The following is a 20,725-nucleotide window of genomic DNA, read 5'->3' as shown; positions in this document are numbered from 1 at the left end:
CGGGTTGGGGGGGGCGTGGGGGCCCGCCGTTTGCGGCGCCCGGGGGCGGGGGGGGGGGGCGGGGGCCCACGGGGGGCCGGGTCGGGGGGGGTCCCGCGGCGCGCGGACGGTCGGGTGCGGCGGTGCCGCGGGGCGGGTGCGGCGGTGCCGCGGGGCGGGTGCGCCGGCTACCAGCGGTACCAGCGGCCCCGGCCCGCACCGTTCCCGGACCGGACGACGAACCCGAGCAGCCAGAGGACCAGCACGATGACGGCGACCCACCAGAGAATCTTCAGGGCGAATCCCGCGCCGAAAAGAATCAGGGCGAGCAGGAGAACGAGAAGAAGGGGAACCATGGGTTATCAACCTCCGTCCATCCGGTTGCCCCGTATTTCTCCCCGCACACCCCTCGTGCCGCACAAGCGCCCCTGAACAGGCCTTTCCGGCCTCTTGTTTCCGTTCCACACCCCGGGGCAACCGGGTGCTATGAATACTTCCGCAATTACGCGGCGGGGTCGGGGAAAAGCCCGCAGAGCAGCTCACGGTTCGGCTGTCGAGGCCGGTGCCCGGGCCGGTTTCGTGGCCCGTGGGGTGATCTATTTCCTGGTCGGGATTCTCGCCCTGCGTATCGCCTTCCACGGGGGAGGCGGCAGTGCGGGTTCCGGCGGGAAGGGGCAGGCCGACCGGGGCGGGGCGCTGGCGGAGATAGCGCAGAAGCCCTTCGGGAGTGTGCTGCTCTGGGCTCTCGGCGCCGCGCTCGTGGGGATGGCCGTGTGGCGGCTGTCCGAGGCCGCCTTCGGCGCGGCGGGTCCCGACGGGCGCAAGGCGACCAGGCGTGCGGCCTCGGCGGCGCGCGCGGTGTTCTACGCCGCTGTCTCCTTCTCCGTCCTCGCGTTCGCCGCCGGCTCCGGAAGCAGCGGCAGCGGGTCCAGCGACCGGCAGTCGCAGTCCGCCACCGCCAGGGTGCTCGACCTGCCCGGCGGCCGGTGGATCGCCGGGGCGGCCGGCGCGGTCGTCATCGGCGCGGGGCTCTGGATCGCCGTACGGGCCGTCCGCAGGACGTACCACAAGCACCTGCGGATGGCCGAGATGTCCGAGCGGATGCGCCGGGCGGTCGACGTCACCGGGGTGTTCGGCGGTGCCGCCCGCGGCGTCGTCTTCGCGACGGCGGGCGGATTCGTGGTGGCCGCCGCGGTGACGTACGAGCCGGGGAAGGCCAAGGGCATGGACGACACCCTGAGGTCGTTCGCCGAAACCCCCGCCGGACCGTGGCTGCTGGCCGTGATCGCCGTCGGTCTCGCCGCGTTCGGCCTCTTCTCCTGTGCCAACGCCCGGTGGCGCAGGACCTGACGCGCCTGCCTGCCGCCGGGCGGTCGGCGGCGGGCAGGCCGCGCTCCGTGGGCGCCGCCCGGGACGGGGCGCGCGGGCGGCCCCCCGCCGCGAACGCCTTGGGCGGGTGGGCCCCCTCCGGGTGATGTAGAACTGGGTGCCCGGGCACCTGCAACCGCCCCCCCGGGCGGGCCCCCCCGGCCCCCCGCGCGCCCCCGGGGGGGGGGGGGGGGGGGGGGGGCGCGCGGCGGCCGGGGGCCGCCGCCCGGCCCGCCCCCCCCCCACGGCCGCCCTCGGCTACGGCTTGGGCAGGGTGCACCCGCTCCGGTTGAGGTCGATCTGGCTGCCGGTCCCGATGCACGGCACGATGCCGTACGTCTGCTCGGCGTAGTTGATGCCCTGGTGGACCGTCACATTTCCGCTCTCGTCGACCTCGCACGGGTTGTTCTCCGTGCACTGCTGGCCGTCCTCGTTACCCGTGTTGTTGACGGCGACGATCTTGCCGGTCGCGTTGTCGATCACCGGGGAGCCGGACGTACCTCCGATGGTCTGGCAGGCGGAGGTGTAGCGGACCGAGTCCTTCCAGGTCCACGCCCCCTCCTTCAGGCGGTAGACGAAACCGTCGATGTTGCAGCTGTACGTGCGCTTCCAGTAGCCGGAGACGACCGTGATCGCGGTGGACTGGACCGGGTGCGACGCGTTCAGCTCCAACGCCTTGATGCCGTAGCTGCTCTCGATCTGGGCGTAGGTGCTGGTGAGCTGGTACAGCGATATGTCGGTGTCGGTCATCGTCCCGTACGCGATCTTGCTGGCGCGCAGGGTGCCCACCCCGCTGCCCGCGGAGTTCAGCAGGGTGAAGCTGCGGGTGGACCGCCGGCCGAGGACGACCTCGCCCGGTCCGGGGAATCCGGTCTCCAGACAGTGCCCGTTGGAGAGCACGAGCGCCGGGTCGGTGGGGAGCGACGCGGCCGTGCGGACCACGGAGCCGGAGCAGTTGCTGAGCGCGACCGTGCCGGCGAAGTTGACCGCCTTGATCTGCGCGGACGCGGGCTGCGCCACCTGCTGTGTCGTCCGGTGCGGCGCCGCCGTGTCGTGGTTCGTGACCGCGACAGCGGGTGCCGTTCCCGCTCCCAGGAGCAGGACGGCGAAGAGCGCGCCGACGAGAGGCTTCTTCATGTGGGGGTCCCCTCTATGACTTCTGCGACCGAAGTTCCTTCGGTTTTGTCATGCGCATTGTTAGGGGTGCGCGGGGGCGGGGCAAGACCACCTTTCCGGACCGGCGTTGCCGCACGGAGCCCTGAGAGGGGCGCGGGGACGTACGCATGTGGGACGAGGGGGCGGTGAGGGGGCGGTGAGGTACCGTCCGCCGGACCGGGCCGGGGCCCTCCGGCGACGGTCCGCGGCTCAGCGGGCCGGTGCGGACGTCCGCATCGGAGCCCCCGCGCCGGCCGGTGCGCCGAAGCGGGCCAGGCAGTGCCAGACCTTCTTCAGCGACTGGGCCTCGTAGCGGCCCGTCCGCACGGCGTCCCCGATGATCCGCGGATCCAGCAGACCGCCCTGCGCGATCTCGGCACCGAGATCCACGAACTCCTGGCCGCGGTAGTCCGCGTGACGGCTCAATTCGTCGACGGTCAGCCGGAACCCGGCATGCCATTCCGTGGCGCACGGCAGCCGGCGGGCGGCGTCCTCCACGGCGGTACCCCGGTAGCTCGGGTCGAGGACCAGGGCCTCCATGTGCCGGTCGAGCGACACCGGGCCGTGCACCTGGGCCTCGATGTAGTCGTCGAGCGCGTCCCGGCTGTCGGCCGCGGCCAGTTCGATCAGCCGCATACGGTCGGCCACCCCGAAGTCCGTGGGCTCGGCGGCGCTGTCCGGATAGCAGAACGTGGCACGCTCGACCGTCCCCGCGGTCAGCCTGAAGTGCGCGGAACCGAAGCGCGGCGCCGCCCCGACCTCCTTGCGCCGGAAGTTCAACGCCCCGTACACCGGCCGCTGTTCACCGGACACACCGTCATACGCGCCGCCGAAGATCCGGCTCTCCCAGCGCCAGCGGTCACCGCCGAGGTGCGCCGTCAGCCCGCCGTTGCTGGTGCCGGTGACGAACTGCGAACGGTAGACGCCGTCCTCGGCCAGCCTGACCAGAATCGGGCGGTCGCCCGCCATCCGGTCGGGGTGGAAATTCAGTGTGAGGCACGCGGCGCGGTCCAGCGGCGGCCCGGAGGACATCGAGGCGACATGGCTCAGGGCGCGGGCCTGTGCCGGGGCCAGAGGCGACGGGGAGGAGCGGTCGGTCACCGGTGCAGCCGCCCCGCCGGGGGCCGGGTCCTGCACATCAGCCCGGAGGCCCAAGAGAGGTGCGGGCTCTTCTCCATCGATCATGGAGCGAACATACAAATCTTCGCCCACCGCGGCACAGTGCTTTACTGCGCCGTTGCGGTGGCCTCAGGGCTGTTTTGTGGAGCGCGCTCGTGTCCGGCCGACAGGGCGGTGCCCGGCATGCGATCCGGTCGTCCACACACAGAAAGCGCCCTCCGCGCCGGCACGACAGGGGCCTTGAACAAACCCTGTCGCTCCCAGGTCGGAGGGCACCCTCGCTTTCTTGAACCACGATCCGGACGCCGTGGGCCGGACGCGGAGGCTAGTGGAACACCAGGTTGTTGTGGATCTCACCCACGTTGAACCCGAACAGGCCACTGCAGACGAGGAGGCAGAGCCCGCCGGTGGGCGGCGCAGGGGGCGTCGGCGCCACCGATACCTGGACGTCGACCGTGCTGTTCGAAGCGCTGCAGTCGTCGTTCCCGTTGTACGCGGCCGTGATCGTGTGTGTGCCGGTGACGGTGAAGCTGGTTGAGTACTCCGCGTGCCCGTCGAGGCCGACGGGCACGGTGGTCAGGATGTCCCCTCCGTCGAAGAGCGTCAGGCCGAGACCTCCGCTGGGGTCGCCGGAACAGGTCACCGTCCCGGTCAGCTGCACGGGCGCCCCGACGATGGCCGATGAGGGCGACGCCTGAACGGTGGTCGACGACGAAACAGCGGCCGCGGCCGGCGAGGCGAAGCCGACCACCACAGCCAGCGCCGCAAGGGTTCCGGTCCTCCAGATTGTTCGGTTGCGCAAACGCCTCACGAGATCGACTCCTTGATCGTCATCGGACGGAAGACCGCCACGACTTATCGGTTAATGTCACGATACGCAGCGATCTTCCGCATTCCAGGGAGGCGGCGGCCCAGCCAACCCACTTGGGCCAGAGGCACGGCAAGGGGGCATGCTCCCTCGCGGCGTACCGACTAGATCATGGGAGGCGCGACGCGCGTGTAGACGAGGGAGTTGCTGGTACCGCCGAGCGTGGTGACATTGACGGAGCCGGGGCCCGCCGTTCCCGCCGGGGCGAACGCGACGACGGCGGCGTCGGACAGCACGGTGAACGCGGCAGATGTGGCGCCGAAGTGGACGGCGACGGTGGTGGTCAGGCCGCTTCCGGTGAGCGTGACGCCGGCCCCGGCATCGGTCGATCCCTGGGCAGGGAAAAGGGAGCCGAGGACCGGTGCCGTCACATAGGTGAAGACGACGGAGTTGCTGGTGCCGCCGGGAGCGGTGACGGTGACGGCGACGGATCCTGCTCCCGCCGGGGCGACGGCGGAGATCTGTGTCGGGGAATTGACGGTGTACGTGGTGGCGGGCGTACTGCCGAAGGTGACCGCCGTGGCCCCGGTGAAACCGCTGCCGGTGAGTGTGACGGCGGTGCCGCCGGAAGCCGGCCCCTGGCTCGGCGAGACGGCCGCGAGAGAGGGCGCGCTCAGGTAGAAGAAGTAGACGGGGCCGGTGGTACCGCCCGGTGTGGTGACGGTGACGGGTACCGCACCCGTTCCCGCTGGGGTCACGGCGCTGATCTGCGTGGGCGAGTTGACGGTGTACGTGGTGGCGGGCGTACTGCCGAAGGCGACCGCCGTGGCCCCGGTGAAACCGCTGCCGGTCAGTGTGACGGCAGTGCCGCCTGAAGTCGGCCCCTGGCTCGGCGAGACGACGGTGAGGGAGGGCGCCGCGGCATAGGAGTAGGTGACCGGATTGCTTGTGCCGCCGGGCGTCCTGACGGTGACGGACACGGTGCCCGTCCCGGGTGGGGCCACCGCGGTGATCTGCGCGCCGGAGCCCACCGTGTACCCGAGGGCCGGATTGGTACCGAAGGTGACGGCGATGGCTCCGGTGAAGCCGCTGCCGTTCAAGGTGACGTTGTTGCTGCCTGCCGCGGGACCCGAATTCGGTACGGCCGAGGTGAGAACCGGGGCGGCGGCGACGGCGGTCGGTCGTACCGATCCCGCCGCGAGGGCGTTGTCTTTCACGGTGTCTCCGTAAGGTGTCGGGCGGGCCCAGGGGGCCGGAGATGACTGATCGCTGCTGCCCGCCGCTGCGTTCGCTCGGGCTCCGCGCAGGCCGGGACCTTCCTTCCGGCCGGGGTCCGGTCGGCGTGACCGGATCGCGGGCCGAGGGCCCCCGGCCCGGGTGGGGTTCCGGGCCGGGGGCCTGGGAGACGGACGGGCGAGACCTGACGGGTCACCGCTTCCGCTCCGGGCAGGCCGGTCCCCCGAGGAGGCCGGCCACTGGGGGTGGCGGTCAGATGCCAGGACCGGCGACGTAGGTGAACGCGTCCGTGGCGGTCGCGCTGCCCGCGTCGTTGGTCACGACGACATCGACGGGACCGGCGGCCCCGGGAGGAGTGACCGCCGACAACGTGCTGTCGGAGATCACGGTGAAGGGCGCCGGGTCGCCGTCGAAGGTGACCTGAGTGGCGCTGGTGAGGCCCGTACCGGTGACAGTCACCGGCGTACCGCCGGACGTCGGACCTGCTGCCGGGGCGACCGACGTCACCGTCGGGACGGAGACGTAGGTGTACGACAGCCCGTTGTTGGTGCCGCCGGCCGTGGTGACGGTGACGCCGACCGTGCCGGCAGCGCCGGCCGGGGTGACGACCGTGATCTGACTGTCGGACACCACTGTCGGCACCGCGGTGTTGGCGCCGAAGGCGACGCTGCTGGCGCTGGTGAGGCCGGTGCCGTTGATGGTGACCGTCTGACCACCCGTGGTCGACCCGGAGTCCGGGCCGAGGGACTGCTTGAACGGTGCCCCGACGTAGAAGAACGGGATCGGGTTGCTCGTTCCGCCCGGAGTGGTCACGGTGACGCCGACCGCTCCGCTGCCGGAGGGGGAGATGGCGGTGACCTGGGTGGGTGAGACGTTGGTGACGGCGGTGGCCGACCGCGTGCCGAAGCGCACGGCGGTGGTGCCGCTGAGGTTGGTGCCGGTGATGGTGACGAGTGTGCCGCCACCGCTCGATCCTTGGTTCGGACTGATGGGCATGAGGGCTCCTCCTTGCTCGGAATGCGGTACATTGCCGAGCAGTGATGGGGCGTTCGGTCCGCTTACGTCCCGGGTGGGTGCGAGACGGATCTCGTCTCCACTGGCCAGGTGGTATCTCGACGGCCTTGCGCCGGTACCCGGCCGACGGTCTGCAGTCGTCGGCTCATGCGCAGGGCCTGTCGGGGAAAACGTCCCGTCAGGCGCCAGTTACCGCCTGATGAGGGGATTGCTCGCGTCTGTCTGCGGATTTCGAATGCCGCTGGTTCGGACACTAGGAGTAATCCATCCAGGTGACACCGAACACAAGACTTTATTCATGGAGTCCACCGTTCAGTCGAGCGCGATGGAGCGAAATACGGCGCACCGACGGCGTATTCATGAAAATTTAGTGCCTGATCGCAACTATTTTCTCAACTTGCTCTCAACTTTCCTTCGACTTCGCTCTCATCTTCGAGATTGCTGCTGAAACGAAACTGCAGTACCTGCACAAACGGCGCCGCCGGCACACGGCGGGGCGCACAGGTGGCGCGTCAGCACTGACCGTCCCACGGAGAGCGCTGAACACGCCCTCCTTTTGAGCGATATCGGATTCTGTTCATTGTCGCGGCTTCTTTCCAACGGGTTACTGCGCAGGGGAGAACCACTGCGGTATCCGTAACCTCCGTTGGAGGAACGGGGATTGCCGGCGGCGTCGCGGGCAGGATCCTTCGGCGGGAGGGCCTGGGCCCGTTCCAGGCCCGGGCGTTCGTCGACGGGTGCGGTCTTCAGGGCCTGCTGGAGCGCCGGGACCATGTCGTCCGCGTCGCGCAGCACCGGCACGGCCATGTCCTGCTTTCCGAAGGCGACCATGCGGCGACCCTTTCCCTCATCGCCGCTCCGCCCAACGGGGTTGAAGCACGTCCGAGGCGCGGAGGACACGTCGGACCCGGCACCGGGGGCCGTCGGTACCGGGACTCGCGGGCCGAGTGGATCGGCGCCCTCACCGAGGCTCCCGCCGCCCCTGTTGCGTACGGTCGCAGCATGACGACCGACCGCGACCGGACTCCCGGCGCCGCCTTCGACCTCGACGCGTACGCCGCCCGGATCGGCTGGGCCGGGGAGCGGAGGCCCACCGCGGAGGTGCTGCGCTCCGTGCACCGCGCCCACTCCCTGGGCATCCCGTTCGAGAACCTGGACCCGGTGCGCGGCATCGTGCCCTCGCTCGCGCTCGCGGACCTGCAGGCGAAGCTCGTACGCAGTGAACGCGGCGGGTACTGCTACGAGCACAACACCCTGCTCGCCGCGGCGCTGAGAGCACTCGGGTTCGGCATCACGCTGCTCTGCGCCCGGGTGCGGCTGGGCGCAGAGCCCGGGAACGTACGGCCGCGCACCCACATGCTGATGCTGGCCGCGGTGCCGGGTGAGCCGACCCCGTACATCGCCGACGTCGGCTTCGGGGCGAGCGGCGCGCTGCTGGAGCCGATCCCGCTGGTGGCGGATGCGGAGCTGCACGACGCCCCGCGCCGGCACCGGCTCGTCCACACACCGCACGAGGGCCCGCTGACGCTGTGGACACTGCAGTCACGGACCGGTGCCGGGGCCTGGGAGGACCTGTACGCGTTCACGCTGGAGCCGTTCGAGGCACCGGACTACGAGGTCATCAACTGGCACATCGCGACCAACCCCCGCTCCCCGTTCCAGCGCCTGGTGTACGTCCAGCGCACCACCGAGGACGGGCACCTGGCCCTGTCCGGCCGCACGCTCACACGGACCGCGCCGGACGGCACGGTGACGGAGCAGGAGCCGGCGGACGGCGAGGAGGTGCTGCGGATCCTGGCCGAGCGCTTCGGCATCCGCCTCCCGGAGGGTACCCGCCTGCCCGGCTGAGGCCGGCGCGGACCACTCGCGTGGCGCATCTCACCGCCTGGATCCCTCACGCACCCATTCCAAGCCGCGCCGCCGTCCCCGGCCAGGCTTCCCACGGCCGCGGGCGGCGGGTGCATGGCGATGGAAGACCGGGCGGGCGGCCCCGGTACCCCGGCCGGGTCAACCTGCGGGCAACCCTCGCGCACCGTCCGAAACACCGCCGTATCCTCGCTGCCATGCAGGTCATCCAGTCCACGAAGCTCGCCAACGTCTGTTACGAAATCCGCGGCCCCGTGCTCGAGGAGGCGATGCGGCTGGAGGCAGCCGGACATCGCATCCTCAAGCTGAACACCGGCAACCCTGCCGCGTTCGGGTTCGAGTGCCCGCCGGAGATCCTCGAAGACATACTGCGCAACCTCTCCGGGGCGCACGGCTACGGCGACGCGAAGGGACTGCTGTCCGCACGCCGCGCGGTGATGCAGCACTACCAGACCAAGGGCATCGAGCTCGACGTCGAGGACATCTACCTGGGCAACGGCGTCTCCGAGCTGATCCAGATGTCGATGCAGGCGCTGCTCGACGACGGCGACGAGGTGCTGGTACCCGCACCGGACTATCCGCTGTGGACCGCCTCGGTGTCGCTGGCCGGCGGTACGGCCGTGCACTACCGCTGCGACGAGCAGGCCGACTGGATGCCGGACCTCGCCGACATCGAGCGGAAGATCACCGACCGCACCAAGGCGATCGTGATCATCAACCCGAACAATCCGACGGGCGCGGTGTACGACGACGAGATGCTGCGGGGGCTGACGGAGATCGCCCGCCGCCACAACCTGGTCGTCTGCTCCGACGAGATCTACGACCGGATCCTGTACGACGGAGCCACACACACTCCGACCGCGACCATCGCGCCCGACCTGCTGGTGCTGACGTTCAACGGTCTCTCCAAGAACTACCGGGTGGCCGGATACCGCTCCGGGTGGCTGGCGGTCTGCGGCCCGAAGGCACACGCCGCCTCGTACATCGAGGGGCTCACGATCCTCGCCAATATGCGGCTCTGCGCCAATATGCCGTCGCAGCACGCGGTGGCCACGGCGCTCGGCGGCCGGCAGTCGATCAACGACCTGGTCCTGCCGGGCGGCCGGATCCTGGAGCAGCGCGATGTCGCGTACGACCTGCTGACGCAGATCCCGGGCGTCACCTGCGTCAAGCCGAAGGGGGCGCTGTACCTCTTCCCCCGGCTCGACCCCAAGGTCTACAAGATCAAGGACGACCGGGAGATGGTCCTCGACCTGCTGCGGGCCGAGAAGATCATGGTCGTGCACGGTACCGGGTTCAACTGGCCGGACCCCGATCACTTCCGGGTCGTGACGCTGCCCTCGGTCGAGGATCTGACGGACGCGGTGAGCCGGATCGGGAACTTCCTGGACGGTTACAGCCAGCCCTGACCGGACACCGGATCCACAAATGCCGGATTGCAGACAACTTTAGACTGAATCCAAGCTAGGATGGTTCCACAGCACGACCAGGAGGCCATCCATGTACGAACCGATCCGCACCAAATCGGTCCACACACCGGCCGACCGCACCGACGACTTCCCGCACCGTTCCCGCGAGGAGGAGCTGGACATCCAGCTCGCCGGACACCTGGCTGCCCTGCTCGCGGTCACCGACGAGCTGGGCCTCGGCGAGGCGGGCGACCGCATCGCCGGGGAGGTCACCCGGCTTCGCGGTGCGGCGCCGGCCCGGCACGCCGGCCCGACCGATGCCGCACCGCTCACGCTCCACCGCCGCGCGCACGCCCTCGCGGGCCGCGCCCTGGTGGTGGCGGCGTCCCGCGCCGACACGGCCGCCGCGATCCTCGCGGCCGAGCGGATGGACGCGCACACCGCGGCGGTCGCCCCTCCGCCCGTCGCCACCGCGGCCGGCACCACCGCAGCCGCCCCCGCGCGAACGGTCGGCGCCCTCTGACGGCCCCGGTCCACGGGCCGCCGAGGCGCGTGGACCGGGCGCCACCCATCCGTCGCGCCCACCGGGCCGAACACGGACTCAGCTCCCGGACGGAAGGGCGAACCGTCCGCTCCCGTTGCGTACTGGGATGCGCCCTTCACCTGCCGTCCACTCAACTCCGCCCGGAATGTGGGTTTCCGCGAGCAGGCTGCCCCTGTGAGACGCATCGTGGGAATCGTCCTGGCGGTGCTGCTGATCGGCGGAGTGGCAGTAGCCGTCGCAGCGGGCCGCGACCACAGGAACACGAGCACGGCAACGAAGACCGTGCGTGGAGTGATCGGGTCGGAGAAGGCGGAGTTCTTCGCCGACCCCGATGTGGTGAAGGCCCTCGCCGCCAGGGGCTTCACCGTGAAGACGGAGACGTCCGGGTCCTGGGCCATGGACCAACTCCCCTTGGAGGGGTACGACTTCGCCTTTCCCGGCTCGAAGGCGCCCGCCGACGAGCTGCAACGCAGGACCTCTGTCACGGGCGGCCCGCTCCGGCCCTTCTACTCCCCGCTCGTGGTCGTCGCACACCGCGCCGCCGCGCAGGTACTGGCGGAGAACGGACTGGCCACGCTGGGCAGCGGGTCCAGCGGGAAACTGCTGATGGCCCCGTACCTGAAGGCCGCGAAGGCGGACCGCACCTGGCAGCAGCTCAAGGGCGCCGAAAAACACGCCGAGTTGACCGGGACAGTTTTCATCACGAGCACCGATCCGGTCACCTCCAACTCAGGCGCGCTCTACCTCGCCGCCGCCTCGTACGTCGCCGACGGCGGCCGGGTCGCCGCCGACGACGCCGCGATCGACCGCACCGCACCCCTGCTGAGGAAACTCATCCAGGTGCAGGGCGCGCAGCAGACCAGCAGTGACGCGCCGTTCCGGGACTTCATCAGCGGGGTCGGCAATCCACTGGTCCTGGTGTACGAGTCACAGGTCGCCTCGCTGCTGCTGCAGAAGCAGCAGCAGGAGCTCGGGGACCTGGTCGTCCTCTACCCCGACACCACCGTCTCCAGCGACCACACCCTCGTACCGCTGACCGCCCCGGGCCTGGCCTTCGGTGAGCTGCTCTCCACCGACCCCGCGCTGCGCAGGCTGGCCGTACGGCACGGCTTCCGGCCCCAGGGCGCGGCCGCCGAGTTCACCGCCGCCACCGCCGGCCACAGCGACTACATCGACCGACAGCTGACCGGGATCCGCCAGGCGCCCGTGCCCACCGCCACGGTGCTGCGCGCGATGGCCCGCCGGACCCGCGGCTGACGACACACACCTCCCGGGAGACCTCACCATGACCGGAGCCGAGCCCCAGCCGCTCGTCCTCACCCCGCCCGAGCCCGTCGCCCCCGTCCGTACCGAGCAGGCCGCCGGGCTCGTCCCGGTCGACGACTCCGTACGGGCGGAGATGACCCGGCGGGCCGCCGAGTACGTCGGCGGCCTCGCCGGACTCGACGCCCGCTCGCCCGAATTCACCACCAGGATCGGCGAGATCGCCGCCCTCGGACAGGGCGACATCCGCAGCGCCGCCCAGCAGTCCAACCGGATGCTGGACCGGACCCTCCGCGAGCTCTCGGCCGGGTCCGGGGACGGCGACGCGCAGTCGAGGGTCGGTGCCTCGCTCGTCGAGCTGCGCCGTACAGTCGAGGACCTCGATCCGCGCGACACCCCCGGCCGCGGCGCCCGCCGGCTGCTGGCGAGACTTCCCGGCGGCAACAGGCTGCGCGACCATGTCGCGAAGTACGCCTCCGCGCAGTCCACCCTCAACAGGATCGTGGGCTCGCTCCGCGGCGGCCAGGACGAACTGCGCCGCGACAACGCCGCCCTGCACACCGAGCGCACCCGGCTCTGGGAGACGATGGGCAAGCTCCAGGAGTACGTGGTCCTCACCGAGTCCCTGGACGGCGCGGTCGAGGAGCGCATCCGGGCGGCGGAGGCCGCCGACCCCGCGCAGGCGGACGCCCTGCGGGCCGATGTGCTGTTCCCGGTACGGCAGAAGCACCAGGACCTGCTGACCCAGCTGGCGGTCTGCGCGCAGGGGTACCTGGCGATGGACGTGGTCCGGCGCAACAACGAGGAGCTGATCAGGGGCGTCGACCGGGCCGCCACCACGACCGTGTCGGCGCTGCGGATCGCCGTGATGCTGGCATCGGCGCTGGAGAGCCAGCGCAAGGTGACGGAGCAGGTGCAGGTGCTGCGTTCCACGACGGAGGAGCTGATCCGCGGCAATGCGGAGATGCTCGCCACGCAGAGCGGGGAGGTCCAGCGGATCGCCGCCGACCCGGCGGTGGGCGCGGAGACGCTGCGGACGGCGTTCCAGCAGATCTACCGGACGCTGGACGCGATCGACACGTACAAGGTGCAGGCGACCGAGTCGATGGCGGCGACCGTCGAGTCGCTGACCGCCGAACTCCAGCAGGCGAGCGTGCACCTGGAGCGCAGCCGGTCCGTGGGGGCACTCGACGGCGGTGGTCTCGGATGACGGCCCGGCTGAGACGGCTGCGGCGGCGGATGACGCGCACGCTCGCGGGGCTGCTGGCCACCGCAGTGCTCGTACCGGCTGCGGCATGTTCGGCGGACCGTCCCGCCGCACCCGGCGCGAAGGACGGCGGCGCCCCGCGCGCCGGGACGCTGCGTGTGCTCGCGTCCAGTGAACTCGCCGACATGGAACCGCTGCTGGAGCAGGCGCGGAAGGCGACCGGGGTCACCGTGCGGCCCACCTGGACCGGGACGCTCGACGCCGTCGAGGAGCTCGGGTCCGGGAAGGCGGACGGGGCGTACGACGCGGTGTGGCTGTCGTCCGACGACTATCTGCGGCTCCGCCCCGACGCAGCACGGCGGATCACGTCCGAGACCCCGCTGATGACCTCGCCGGTCGCCCTCGGTGTGAAGCCCGCGGTGGTGGAGCGGCTGGGCTGGGACCCGGCGGACGTCACCTGGGCGCAGGTGCACCGGGCGGTCGCGGACGGACGGCTGACCTATGGCATGACGGACCCGGCACGCTCCAACTCCGGTTTCTCCGCACTGGTTTCGGTCGCCTCCGCACTGTCCGGCGCCCAGTCCGCGCTGACCGACGCGGATGTCCGCAGGGCGAGCGGGAAACTGCGGGAGTTCTTCGCGGGGCAGCGACTGACCTCCGGTTCGTCCGGGTGGCTGGCCACCGCGTACGCCCGTCGCGGCTCCGTCGACGCGCTGATCAACTACGAGTCCGTGCTGCTCTCCCTCAACCGCGACAGCCGCACCGGGCTGACGGTGATCCGGCCGCGGGACGGCGTGGTGACGGCCGACTACCCGCTGAGCCTGCTCGCGACCGCCTCGCCGGCCGCGAAGGACTCGGCGCGCGTCCTGACCACGTACCTCCGTTCACCCGCCGTGCAGCGGCAGCTGACCCGGGAGACGTTCCGCCGTCCGGTCGTGGCCTCCGTCCGTCCCGCGGCGCCGCTCTCCGCCGAGGCGCGGCGTGAACTGCCCTTCCCCGGCTCGCGGTCCGTCGCGGACGGGCTGCTCGACAGCTACGAGAACAAGCTGCGGCGGCCCTCGCGCACCGTGTACGTCCTGGACACCTCCGGGTCGATGAAAGGCGAGCGGCTGCGCAGGCTCAAGGCGGCGCTCACCGGGCTGACCGGGGATTTCCGGGAACGGGAGGAGGTCACCCTGCTGCCGTTCGGGTCATCCGTGAAGCAGGTGCGCACGCACACGGTCGACCCCGCCGGTCCGCAGGCCGGGCTCGCGGCGATCAAGGCGGACACCGCAGCACTGACCGCGAGCGGCGAGACGGCGATCTTCTCCAGTCTGGAATCCGCGTACGAGCGGCTGGGGCCGGACACCGAGTCGGCGTTCACCTCGATCGTCCTGATGACGGACGGTGAGAACACGACGGGCGACACGGCCGGGGAGTTCGCCGCCTTCTACCGCGCGCTCCCGGCGGCGCGGCGTGCCACCCCCGTCTTCCCGGTCGTCTTCGGCGACGCGGACCGGGCGGAGCTGGACCGGATCGCCGCCCTGACCGGCGGCCGGCTCTTCGACGCGACGAAGGACCGGGGACCGGGTTCCCTGGACGGGGCGTTCGAGGAGATCCGTGGCTACCAGTAGAGCGCCCGGCCGGGTCATGGCGTACATCGAGTCCCGGAAGAACCTCACCGGGAGCGCGTGCGGGATCGCCGGGCTCGCGCTCACCTTCACCGGGATCGCGGGCGTGTACTGGCCGGTGGTGATCGCCGGGCTGTACGGGGCCGGTGCGCTGATCGCCCCGCCGGAACGGCCGCCCGCCCCGGACTTCCCCGACCCCTCGTCCCAACTGGAGTCACTGCGCGCCGACTTCGCGACGCTGCGGGAGTACCTGGGCGAGGTGGAGCTGCCGCCCGCCGCGTCCGGGCGGCTCGTCGAGCTCACGGAGCTGCTGGAGGGGCTGCTCACGACCGGCTGGGTCTCGGAGGCGCTGGGCGCCGACCCGGAGGGCATCCACGCCCTGTCGCGCGCCGTGCACCAGGACATCCCGGAGTCCGTCGACACGTATCTGCGGACCCGCTGGTGGACGCGGCTCGCTCCGGGCACGGAGCCGCCCGAGCGCCATCTCGAACAGCAGCTGTCGCTGCTGCACCGGGAGGCGGAGGAGCTGGCCGCGGGGCTGCGGGAGGCCGAGGCGCGCAGGCAGCAGACCCACACGCGGTACCTGGAGGACCGGGGGCGGTCGAACTGAGCTCCGTGCGGGCCGGGTTGACCGTCCCACGGCGGCCCTGCCGGCGCACACGCAGAGGGCGCAGCAGCCTGCCGGCACACATGCACAGGAACGATGGAGCCATGTGAAGGTTTCGTGCACAAGCGTAGGGAGATGCTCGGGCGTTCCTTATAAATGGGGCGGGAAAGGGCGGCCCCCGGAACCGTATCGGGGTTCCGGGGGCCGTTCCGCAGCCGGTCGTTGACGCCACAGGTCAGGGCGGATGTCGAGAGACCCGGCCGCGGGGCAGCGGGGGCGCGCCGTGGAGGCGCACCCGGGCGGGCGACGCCCCTGAAGGCGCCGCCCGGCACGCATCAGCCCAGGCGCCGGACGAGCGCGCGGTACTCGTCCCACAGCTCCTTCGGCGTGTGGTCACCGAAGGTGTTGAGGTGCTCGGGAACCAGCGCCGCCTCCTCGCGCCAGACCTCCTTGTCGACCGTCAGCAGGAAGTCCAGCTCGGCCTCGGACAGGCCCAGGCCGTCGGTGTCCAGGGCGCCCTTGGCGGGCAGGATGCCGATCGGCGTCTCGACGCCCTCGGCCTTGCCCTCCAGGCGCTCGACGATCCACTTCAGGACGCGGGCGTTCTCCCCGAAGCCCGGCCACACGAACTTGCCCGCGTCGTTCTTGCGGAACCAGTTCACGTAGTAGATCTTCGGCAGCTTGGACTGGTCGGGCTTGTCGGCGCCGACCTTGATCCAGTGGTTCATGTAGTCGCCCATGTTGTAGCCGCAGAACGGCAGCATGGCGAACGGGTCGCGGCGCAGCTCGCCGACCTTGCCCTCGGCGGCGGCGGTCTTCTCGGAGGCCACGTTGGCGCCGAGGAAGACACCGTGCTGCCAGTCGAAGGACTCGGTGACCAGCGGTACGGCCGAGGCGCGACGGCCGCCGAAGAGTATGGCCGAGATCGGCACGCCCTTCGGGTCCTCCCACTCCGGCGCGATGATCGGGCACTGGCCGGCCGGCACGGTGAAGCGGGCGTTGGGGTGGGCTGCGGGCGTGCCGGACTCGGGGGTCCAGTCGTTGCCCTTCCAGTCCGTGAGGTGCGCGGGGAGCTCCTCCGTCATGCCCTCCCACCAGACGTCGTTGTCGTCGGTGAGCGCGACGTTCGTGAAGACGGAGTTGCCCCACATGGTCTTCATGGCGTTGGCGTTGGTGTGCTCGCCGGTGCCGGGCGCGACGCCGAAGAAGCCGGCCTCGGGGTTGATCGCGTAGAGCCGGCCGTCCGCGCCGAACCGCATCCAGGCGATGTCGTCACCGATGGTCTCGACGGTCCAGCCGGAGATCGTGGGCTCCAGCATGGCGAGGTTGGTCTTGCCGCAGGCGCTCGGGAACGCGGCGGCCACGTACTTCGGCTCGCCGTGCGGCGGCGTGAGCTTGAGGATCAGCATGTGCTCGGCGAGCCAGCCCTCGTCGCGGGCCATGACGGAGGCGATGCGGAGCGCGTAGCACTTCTTGCCGAGCAGGGCGTTGCCGCCGTAGCCGGAGCCGTACGACCAGATCTCACGGTCCTCGGGGAAGTGCGAGATGTACTTGGTGGAGTTGCACGGCCACGGAACGTCCTCCTGGCCCTCCTCCAGGGGTGCGCCCAGGGTGTGGACGGCCTTCACGAAGAACCCGTCGGTGCCGAGCTCGTCGAGGACCGCCTGCCCCATGCGCGTCATCGTGCGCATCGAGACGGCCACGTACGCGGAGTCGGTGATCTCGACGCCGATCGCGGAGAGCGGGGAGCCGACGGGTCCCATGCAGAACGGCACGACGTACATCGTGCGGCCGCGCATCGAGCCGCGGAAGACACCCTTCTCACCGGTGAAGATCTCCCGCATCTCGGCGGGCGCCTTCCAGTGGTTCGTCGGGCCCGCGTCCTCCTCCTTCTCGGAGCAGATGAAGGTGCGGTCCTCGACGCGGGCGACATCGCTCGGGTCGGAGGCGGCGTAGTACGAGTTCGGTCGCTTGATCTCGTCGAGCTTGGTGAACGTGCCCTTGGCCACGAGCTCCCCGCACAGGCGCTCGTACTCGGCCTCGGAGCCGTCGCACCAGACCACACGGTCCGGCTCGGTGATGGCTGCGATCTCGTTCACCCAGGAAACGAGCTCCTGGTGACGGGTGGGAACAGTGAGGGGAGCCGCGATGGTGCGCGCCACGATCGCTCCTTGTCGAGGGGTCTTTTGGACAGGTGCCCCGTGGGGGCTGCGACCCGGATGCTTCGTAGCCGCTCATCCGGTGCCGACCGCACTCATTTGATCATCCGACCGATTCGCCCATATGTCCAGAGGGCCGCCCACGTGAGCATCGCCACTCGAATTCGCTACCTACGGTTGCGTAGGTAGCATGCGGACATGACTGCTGCTGCCGCCGCACCCGAACCCGCCGAGGCCGAACCAGCCGCGCCCGGCCCCGCCGAGGCAGCACCCCTCCCGGTCAAGCCACGGCTGCGCGGCTGGCTGCACGCGGGGATGTTCCCCGCGGTGCTGATCGCGGGGATCGCCCTGATCGCCCTGACGGACAGCGCCCGCGGCCGGATCGCCTGCGGCATCTACGTCCTGACCGCGTGTCTGCTCTTCGGCGTGAGCGCGGTCTACCACCGCGGCACGTGGGGCCCCCGCGGCGAGGCGGTGCTGCGCAGGCTCGACCACGCCAACATCTTCCTGATCATCGCGGGGACCTACACCCCGCTGACCCTGCTGCTGCTCCCGGAGTCCACCGGACGCCCGCTCCTCTGGGCGGTCTGGGGGGCGGCGGCGGCCGGCATCGCCTTCCGGGTGTTCTGGGTCGGCGCCCCGCGCTGGCTCTACACGCCCTGCTACATCGCGATGGGCTGGGCGGCGGTCTTCTTCCTGCCCGACTTCATGCACACCGGCGGGATCGCGGTGCTCGTCCTGGTCGTCGTCGGCGGGCTGCTGTACAGCGCCGGGGGCGTCATCTACGGCATCAAGCGGCCCAATCCGTCGCCGCGATGGTTCGGCTTCCACGAGGTCTTCCACTCGCTGACCCTGGCGGCGTTCGCCGTGCACTACGTGGGCATCTCGCTGGTGGCGTACAACCACAGCTGAGCGAGGCCCCAGCTCGCCCTCCTCCCGTCCCCCGATGGCCGTGGCCCGCATGCCGCGGCCATTCGGCATTCCCGGGCGCCGACGGCCGCCCGCATCCCGCACCGGGTCACCTCACCACACCCACCTCCGGACACGGAGCGTGCTGGATACACCACCATCCGCCATGACTGCCGTGTCGACGCGCGTGCATATTGACAGCTTCAATCTTTTGAGAGTTACTTTCATTTGACTTAAACTCTCAAAGGAGTGAACCGTGAACCGACGCTGGTGGGCCCTGGGCGCACTGGTCACGAGCATGCTCGTGCTCGGATTCGACATGACGATCCTCAGCGTGGCGCTGCCCACCATGGCCGAGCAGCTCGGCGCCACCATCGGACAGCAGCAGTGGATGACCGACGTGTACGTCATCGTCCTCGCCGCGCTGATGCTCCCGGCCGGACTGCTGGGCGACCGCTTCGGCCGCCGGCGGATGCTCATCGCCGGCCTGGCCGTCTTCCTGACCGGCTCGGTCATCGGCTCCCTCGCCACGAGCGTCGCGCCGGTGATCGCCGCCCGCGCGGTCATGGGCATGGGCGCCGCACTCGTCATGCCGCTCGCCCTCGCCGTCCTGCCCTCGCTCTTCGGCGCGCCCCGGGACCGGGCCAGGGCCGTCGGCATCATCACCGCCGCCTCGGCACTCGGCATGCCGCTCGGCCCGATCATCGGAGGCTGGCTGCTCAACCACTTCTGGTGGGGCTCGATCTTCCTGATCAACATCCCCATGGCCGCGATCGGGATCACCGCCTGCGTCCTGCTGCTGCCCGAGACCCGCGACCCGGCCTCGCCAGAGGTCGACACGGTGTCCACGGTGCTCACCGCGGCCGGTCTCGGCGCCTTGATCTACGGCATCATCGAGGCCCCCGGGCGCGGCTGGGGCGATCCGCTCGTGATCGGCACACAGGCCGGCGCCGTCGCGCTGATCGGCGCACTCGTCGTGCGCGAACGCCGCACCGCACGCCCCATGCTGGACATGGGCCTGCTGCGCCACCGCCCCTTCGTCCTGAACACGCTCGCGGCGACCCTGGGCATGTTCGTGTTCTCCGGCCTGATGTTCGTACTGCCGCCCTATCTGCAGGCCGTGCTGGGCAACGACGCCTTCGGCACCGGCCTGCGGCTGCTTCCGCTGATGGGCGGACTGCTGGTCGCGGCAAAGGCGACCGGGCCCGTCGTGGAGCGCTTCGGCTCACGTGCGGCGATCACCGCGGGGCTCGTGGTGCTCGCTCTCGCGGCGGCGCTCGGCAGCCGTACGAACGCCGGCAGCGGCTACGGCTTCACGGCCCTGTGGCTCCCCGTCGTCGGCCTCGGATTCGGTTTCGCCATGGTGCCGGCGATGTCGGCGGCGCTCGGCGCCCTCCCCGCCGACCGGGCAGGGAGCGGATCCGGGCTGCTGTCCACCGTCCGGCAGACCGGCTCGGCGATCGGCATCGCCCTGCTCGGTTCACTGCTGGCCGCCGCGTACACCGGCCGGCTGCCCGGCGGAGCCCCGCCCGCCGCCTCCGACTCCGTCGTCGCGGCCCACCTGGTCGCCGCCGCACGGGGCGACCACCGCCTCGCGGACGCCGCGGACACCGCGTACCTGCACGGCATGGACGTGATCCTGCTGGTCTGCGCGGGCGCCGCACTGGCCACCGCGCTGCTGGCCGCCACCCTGCTGCCGGGCCGGGACGCGCCCGCGGCCGACCCGGAAACGGCCGCGCTGCCCGGAACGGAGGGCTTGGCTCCGTCACCGGCCGATGCGTGACAATGGCGCACATGGCCGCCACCTCGCACCACACCCCCGCCGGCACCGCGCAGCCCCCGCTCGGGCTGCGCGAGCGCAAGAAGATCAAGACCCGGAGCGCGATCCGCAGCGCCATGTACCGGCTGGTGGCCGAGCAGGGTTACGAGGCGACCACCGTCGAGCAGATCGCCGAGGCCGCCGAGGTCTCACCGTCCACGGTCTTCCGGTACTTCCCGACGAAGGAGGACATCGTCCTCACCGACGAACTCGACCCGGTCCTGGCCCAGGAGATGCGCGCCCGACCGGCGGGCGAGTCGCCGATCGACTCCCTGCGCCATGTGCTCGCCCTGGCAGCGGAGACCGCCCGGGGCGAGGAACGCGAGGAAGCGATCCTCCGGAGCCGGCTGATGGTCGAGGTGCCGGCGATCCGGGCGCGGATGGCGGAGAGCATGTCGGTCACCAGCCGCATGCTCTCCGAGATCCTCGCCGAACGCGGCGGCCGTGACCCCCGGGACCTGGAGGTCAGGGTCTTCGCGACGGCGCTGCTCGGGGCCCTCCAGGAGACCACGCTCTACTGGGCGGAGCGCGGTCACCGCGACGACCTGACGGTCCTGGTGAACCGCACCTTCGACGCCCTGCTGGACGGGTTCGCGCGCTGAGAGGACGCCGGCCGGGACGCCGTGCCCGGCCTGTACGGGGCGCGCGGCCAC

At 71.0% G+C, this 20,725-nt stretch carries 19 protein-coding genes; 11 read left to right on the top strand and 8 right to left on the bottom strand.

The annotated features are described in order from the left end of the window. Positions 1-167: 167 nt before the first annotated feature. Positions 168-335: a hydrophobic protein gene (locus ACFVXE_RS25920; RefSeq protein WP_389674549.1), complete on the bottom strand. Its 168-nt coding sequence runs from the start codon at positions 333-335 to the stop codon at positions 168-170. A gap of 130 nt (positions 336-465) precedes the next feature. Between ACFVXE_RS25920 and ACFVXE_RS25915 the strand changes: the two genes are divergently transcribed. Beyond that, a complete protein-coding gene (locus ACFVXE_RS25915; RefSeq protein ID WP_389674547.1) occupies positions 466-1,329 on the top strand; it encodes a DUF1206 domain-containing protein in 864 nt (287 codons plus the stop codon). A gap of 276 nt (positions 1,330-1,605) precedes the next feature. Here the strand turns inward: ACFVXE_RS25915 and ACFVXE_RS25910 are convergent, their stop codons facing one another. The 6 genes from ACFVXE_RS25910 to ACFVXE_RS25885 all read right to left on the bottom strand — a co-directional run bounded on the left by ACFVXE_RS25910 (position 1,606) and on the right by ACFVXE_RS25885 (position 7,510). Further along, a complete protein-coding gene (locus ACFVXE_RS25910; protein WP_389674546.1) occupies positions 1,606-2,484 on the bottom strand; it encodes a serine protease in 879 nt (292 codons plus the stop codon). A gap of 228 nt (positions 2,485-2,712) precedes the next feature. Then, the gene (locus tag ACFVXE_RS25905; protein ID WP_389674556.1) at positions 2,713-3,534 is read right to left on the bottom strand and encodes a DUF3626 domain-containing protein; all 822 of its coding nucleotides are present in this window, start codon (positions 3,532-3,534) and stop codon (positions 2,713-2,715) included. Positions 3,535-3,946: 412 nt separating this feature from the next. Then, positions 3,947-4,423, bottom strand: a complete 477-nt coding sequence (locus ACFVXE_RS25900; RefSeq protein ID WP_389674545.1) for an Ig-like domain-containing protein — start codon at positions 4,421-4,423, stop codon at positions 3,947-3,949. Between the two features lie 170 nt (positions 4,424-4,593). Beyond that, positions 4,594-5,646: an IPT/TIG domain-containing protein gene (locus ACFVXE_RS25895; RefSeq protein WP_389674543.1), complete on the bottom strand. Its 1,053-nt coding sequence runs from the start codon at positions 5,644-5,646 to the stop codon at positions 4,594-4,596. Positions 5,647-5,917: 271 nt separating this feature from the next. Next, entirely contained in the window at positions 5,918-6,661 is a 744-nt protein-coding gene (locus ACFVXE_RS25890) for an IPT/TIG domain-containing protein (RefSeq protein WP_389674542.1), read from the bottom strand. A gap of 444 nt (positions 6,662-7,105) precedes the next feature. Beyond that, the gene (locus ACFVXE_RS25885; RefSeq protein WP_389674540.1) at positions 7,106-7,510 is read right to left on the bottom strand and encodes a hypothetical protein; all 405 of its coding nucleotides are present in this window, start codon (positions 7,508-7,510) and stop codon (positions 7,106-7,108) included. Between the two features lie 171 nt (positions 7,511-7,681). On the opposite strand from ACFVXE_RS25885, the gene ACFVXE_RS25880 reads away from it, so the two are divergent. From ACFVXE_RS25880 to ACFVXE_RS25850, 7 genes are all read left to right on the top strand, one after another. Continuing rightward, on the top strand, positions 7,682-8,527 hold the full coding sequence (locus tag ACFVXE_RS25880) for an arylamine N-acetyltransferase (protein WP_389674538.1): 846 nt from the start codon (positions 7,682-7,684) through the stop codon (positions 8,525-8,527). A gap of 215 nt (positions 8,528-8,742) precedes the next feature. Continuing rightward, positions 8,743-9,954, top strand: a complete 1,212-nt coding sequence (locus ACFVXE_RS25875; RefSeq protein ID WP_389674537.1) for a pyridoxal phosphate-dependent aminotransferase — start codon at positions 8,743-8,745, stop codon at positions 9,952-9,954. 91 nt (positions 9,955-10,045) lie between these two features. Continuing rightward, positions 10,046-10,477 carry a hypothetical protein gene (locus ACFVXE_RS25870; RefSeq protein ID WP_389674535.1) on the top strand — a complete coding sequence of 144 codons (432 nt, stop codon included), beginning with the start codon at positions 10,046-10,048 and terminating at the stop codon, positions 10,475-10,477. A gap of 168 nt (positions 10,478-10,645) precedes the next feature. Further along, positions 10,646-11,755: a hypothetical protein gene (locus ACFVXE_RS25865; RefSeq protein WP_389674533.1), complete on the top strand. Its 1,110-nt coding sequence runs from the start codon at positions 10,646-10,648 to the stop codon at positions 11,753-11,755. A gap of 28 nt (positions 11,756-11,783) precedes the next feature. Next, the gene (locus tag ACFVXE_RS25860; RefSeq protein WP_389674531.1) at positions 11,784-12,971 is read left to right on the top strand and encodes a toxic anion resistance protein; all 1,188 of its coding nucleotides are present in this window, start codon (positions 11,784-11,786) and stop codon (positions 12,969-12,971) included. Further along, a complete protein-coding gene (locus tag ACFVXE_RS25855; RefSeq protein WP_389674529.1) occupies positions 12,968-14,581 on the top strand; it encodes a substrate-binding domain-containing protein in 1,614 nt (537 codons plus the stop codon). Before ACFVXE_RS25860 ends, ACFVXE_RS25855 begins: the two co-directional genes overlap by 4 nt. A gap of 16 nt (positions 14,582-14,597) precedes the next feature. Further along, the gene (locus ACFVXE_RS25850) at positions 14,598-15,188 is read left to right on the top strand and encodes a hypothetical protein (protein WP_389674554.1); all 591 of its coding nucleotides are present in this window, start codon (positions 14,598-14,600) and stop codon (positions 15,186-15,188) included. Positions 15,189-15,520: 332 nt separating this feature from the next. Here ACFVXE_RS25850 and ACFVXE_RS25845 read toward each other — a convergent pair whose 3' ends face one another. After that, entirely contained in the window at positions 15,521-17,347 is a 1,827-nt protein-coding gene (locus ACFVXE_RS25845) for a phosphoenolpyruvate carboxykinase (GTP) (RefSeq protein WP_389674527.1), read from the bottom strand. A 195-nt stretch (positions 17,348-17,542) separates the two neighbouring features. Between ACFVXE_RS25845 and ACFVXE_RS25840 the strand changes: the two genes are divergently transcribed. The 3 genes from ACFVXE_RS25840 (at position 17,543) to ACFVXE_RS25830 (ending at position 20,674) form a co-directional block, all read left to right on the top strand. After that, positions 17,543-18,256, top strand: coding sequence for a hemolysin III family protein (locus ACFVXE_RS25840; protein ID WP_389674526.1), 714 nt, complete (start codon positions 17,543-17,545; stop codon positions 18,254-18,256). A gap of 253 nt (positions 18,257-18,509) precedes the next feature. Next, positions 18,510-20,036, top strand: coding sequence for a DHA2 family efflux MFS transporter permease subunit (locus tag ACFVXE_RS25835; protein ID WP_389674524.1), 1,527 nt, complete (start codon positions 18,510-18,512; stop codon positions 20,034-20,036). An 11-nt stretch (positions 20,037-20,047) separates the two neighbouring features. Then, positions 20,048-20,674 (top strand): TetR/AcrR family transcriptional regulator, encoded by a 627-nt coding sequence (locus tag ACFVXE_RS25830; protein ID WP_389674523.1) that lies wholly within the window; start codon positions 20,048-20,050, stop codon positions 20,672-20,674. Positions 20,675-20,725 lie beyond the last annotated feature (51 nt).

The sequence above is a fragment of the Streptomyces sp. NPDC058231 genome (assembly GCF_042882275.1).
GTDB lineage: Bacteria > Actinomycetota > Actinomycetes > Streptomycetales > Streptomycetaceae > Streptomyces.
The sequence above is the reverse complement of the archived record's forward strand: the minus strand, read 5'-3'. Positions and strand labels throughout refer to the sequence as shown.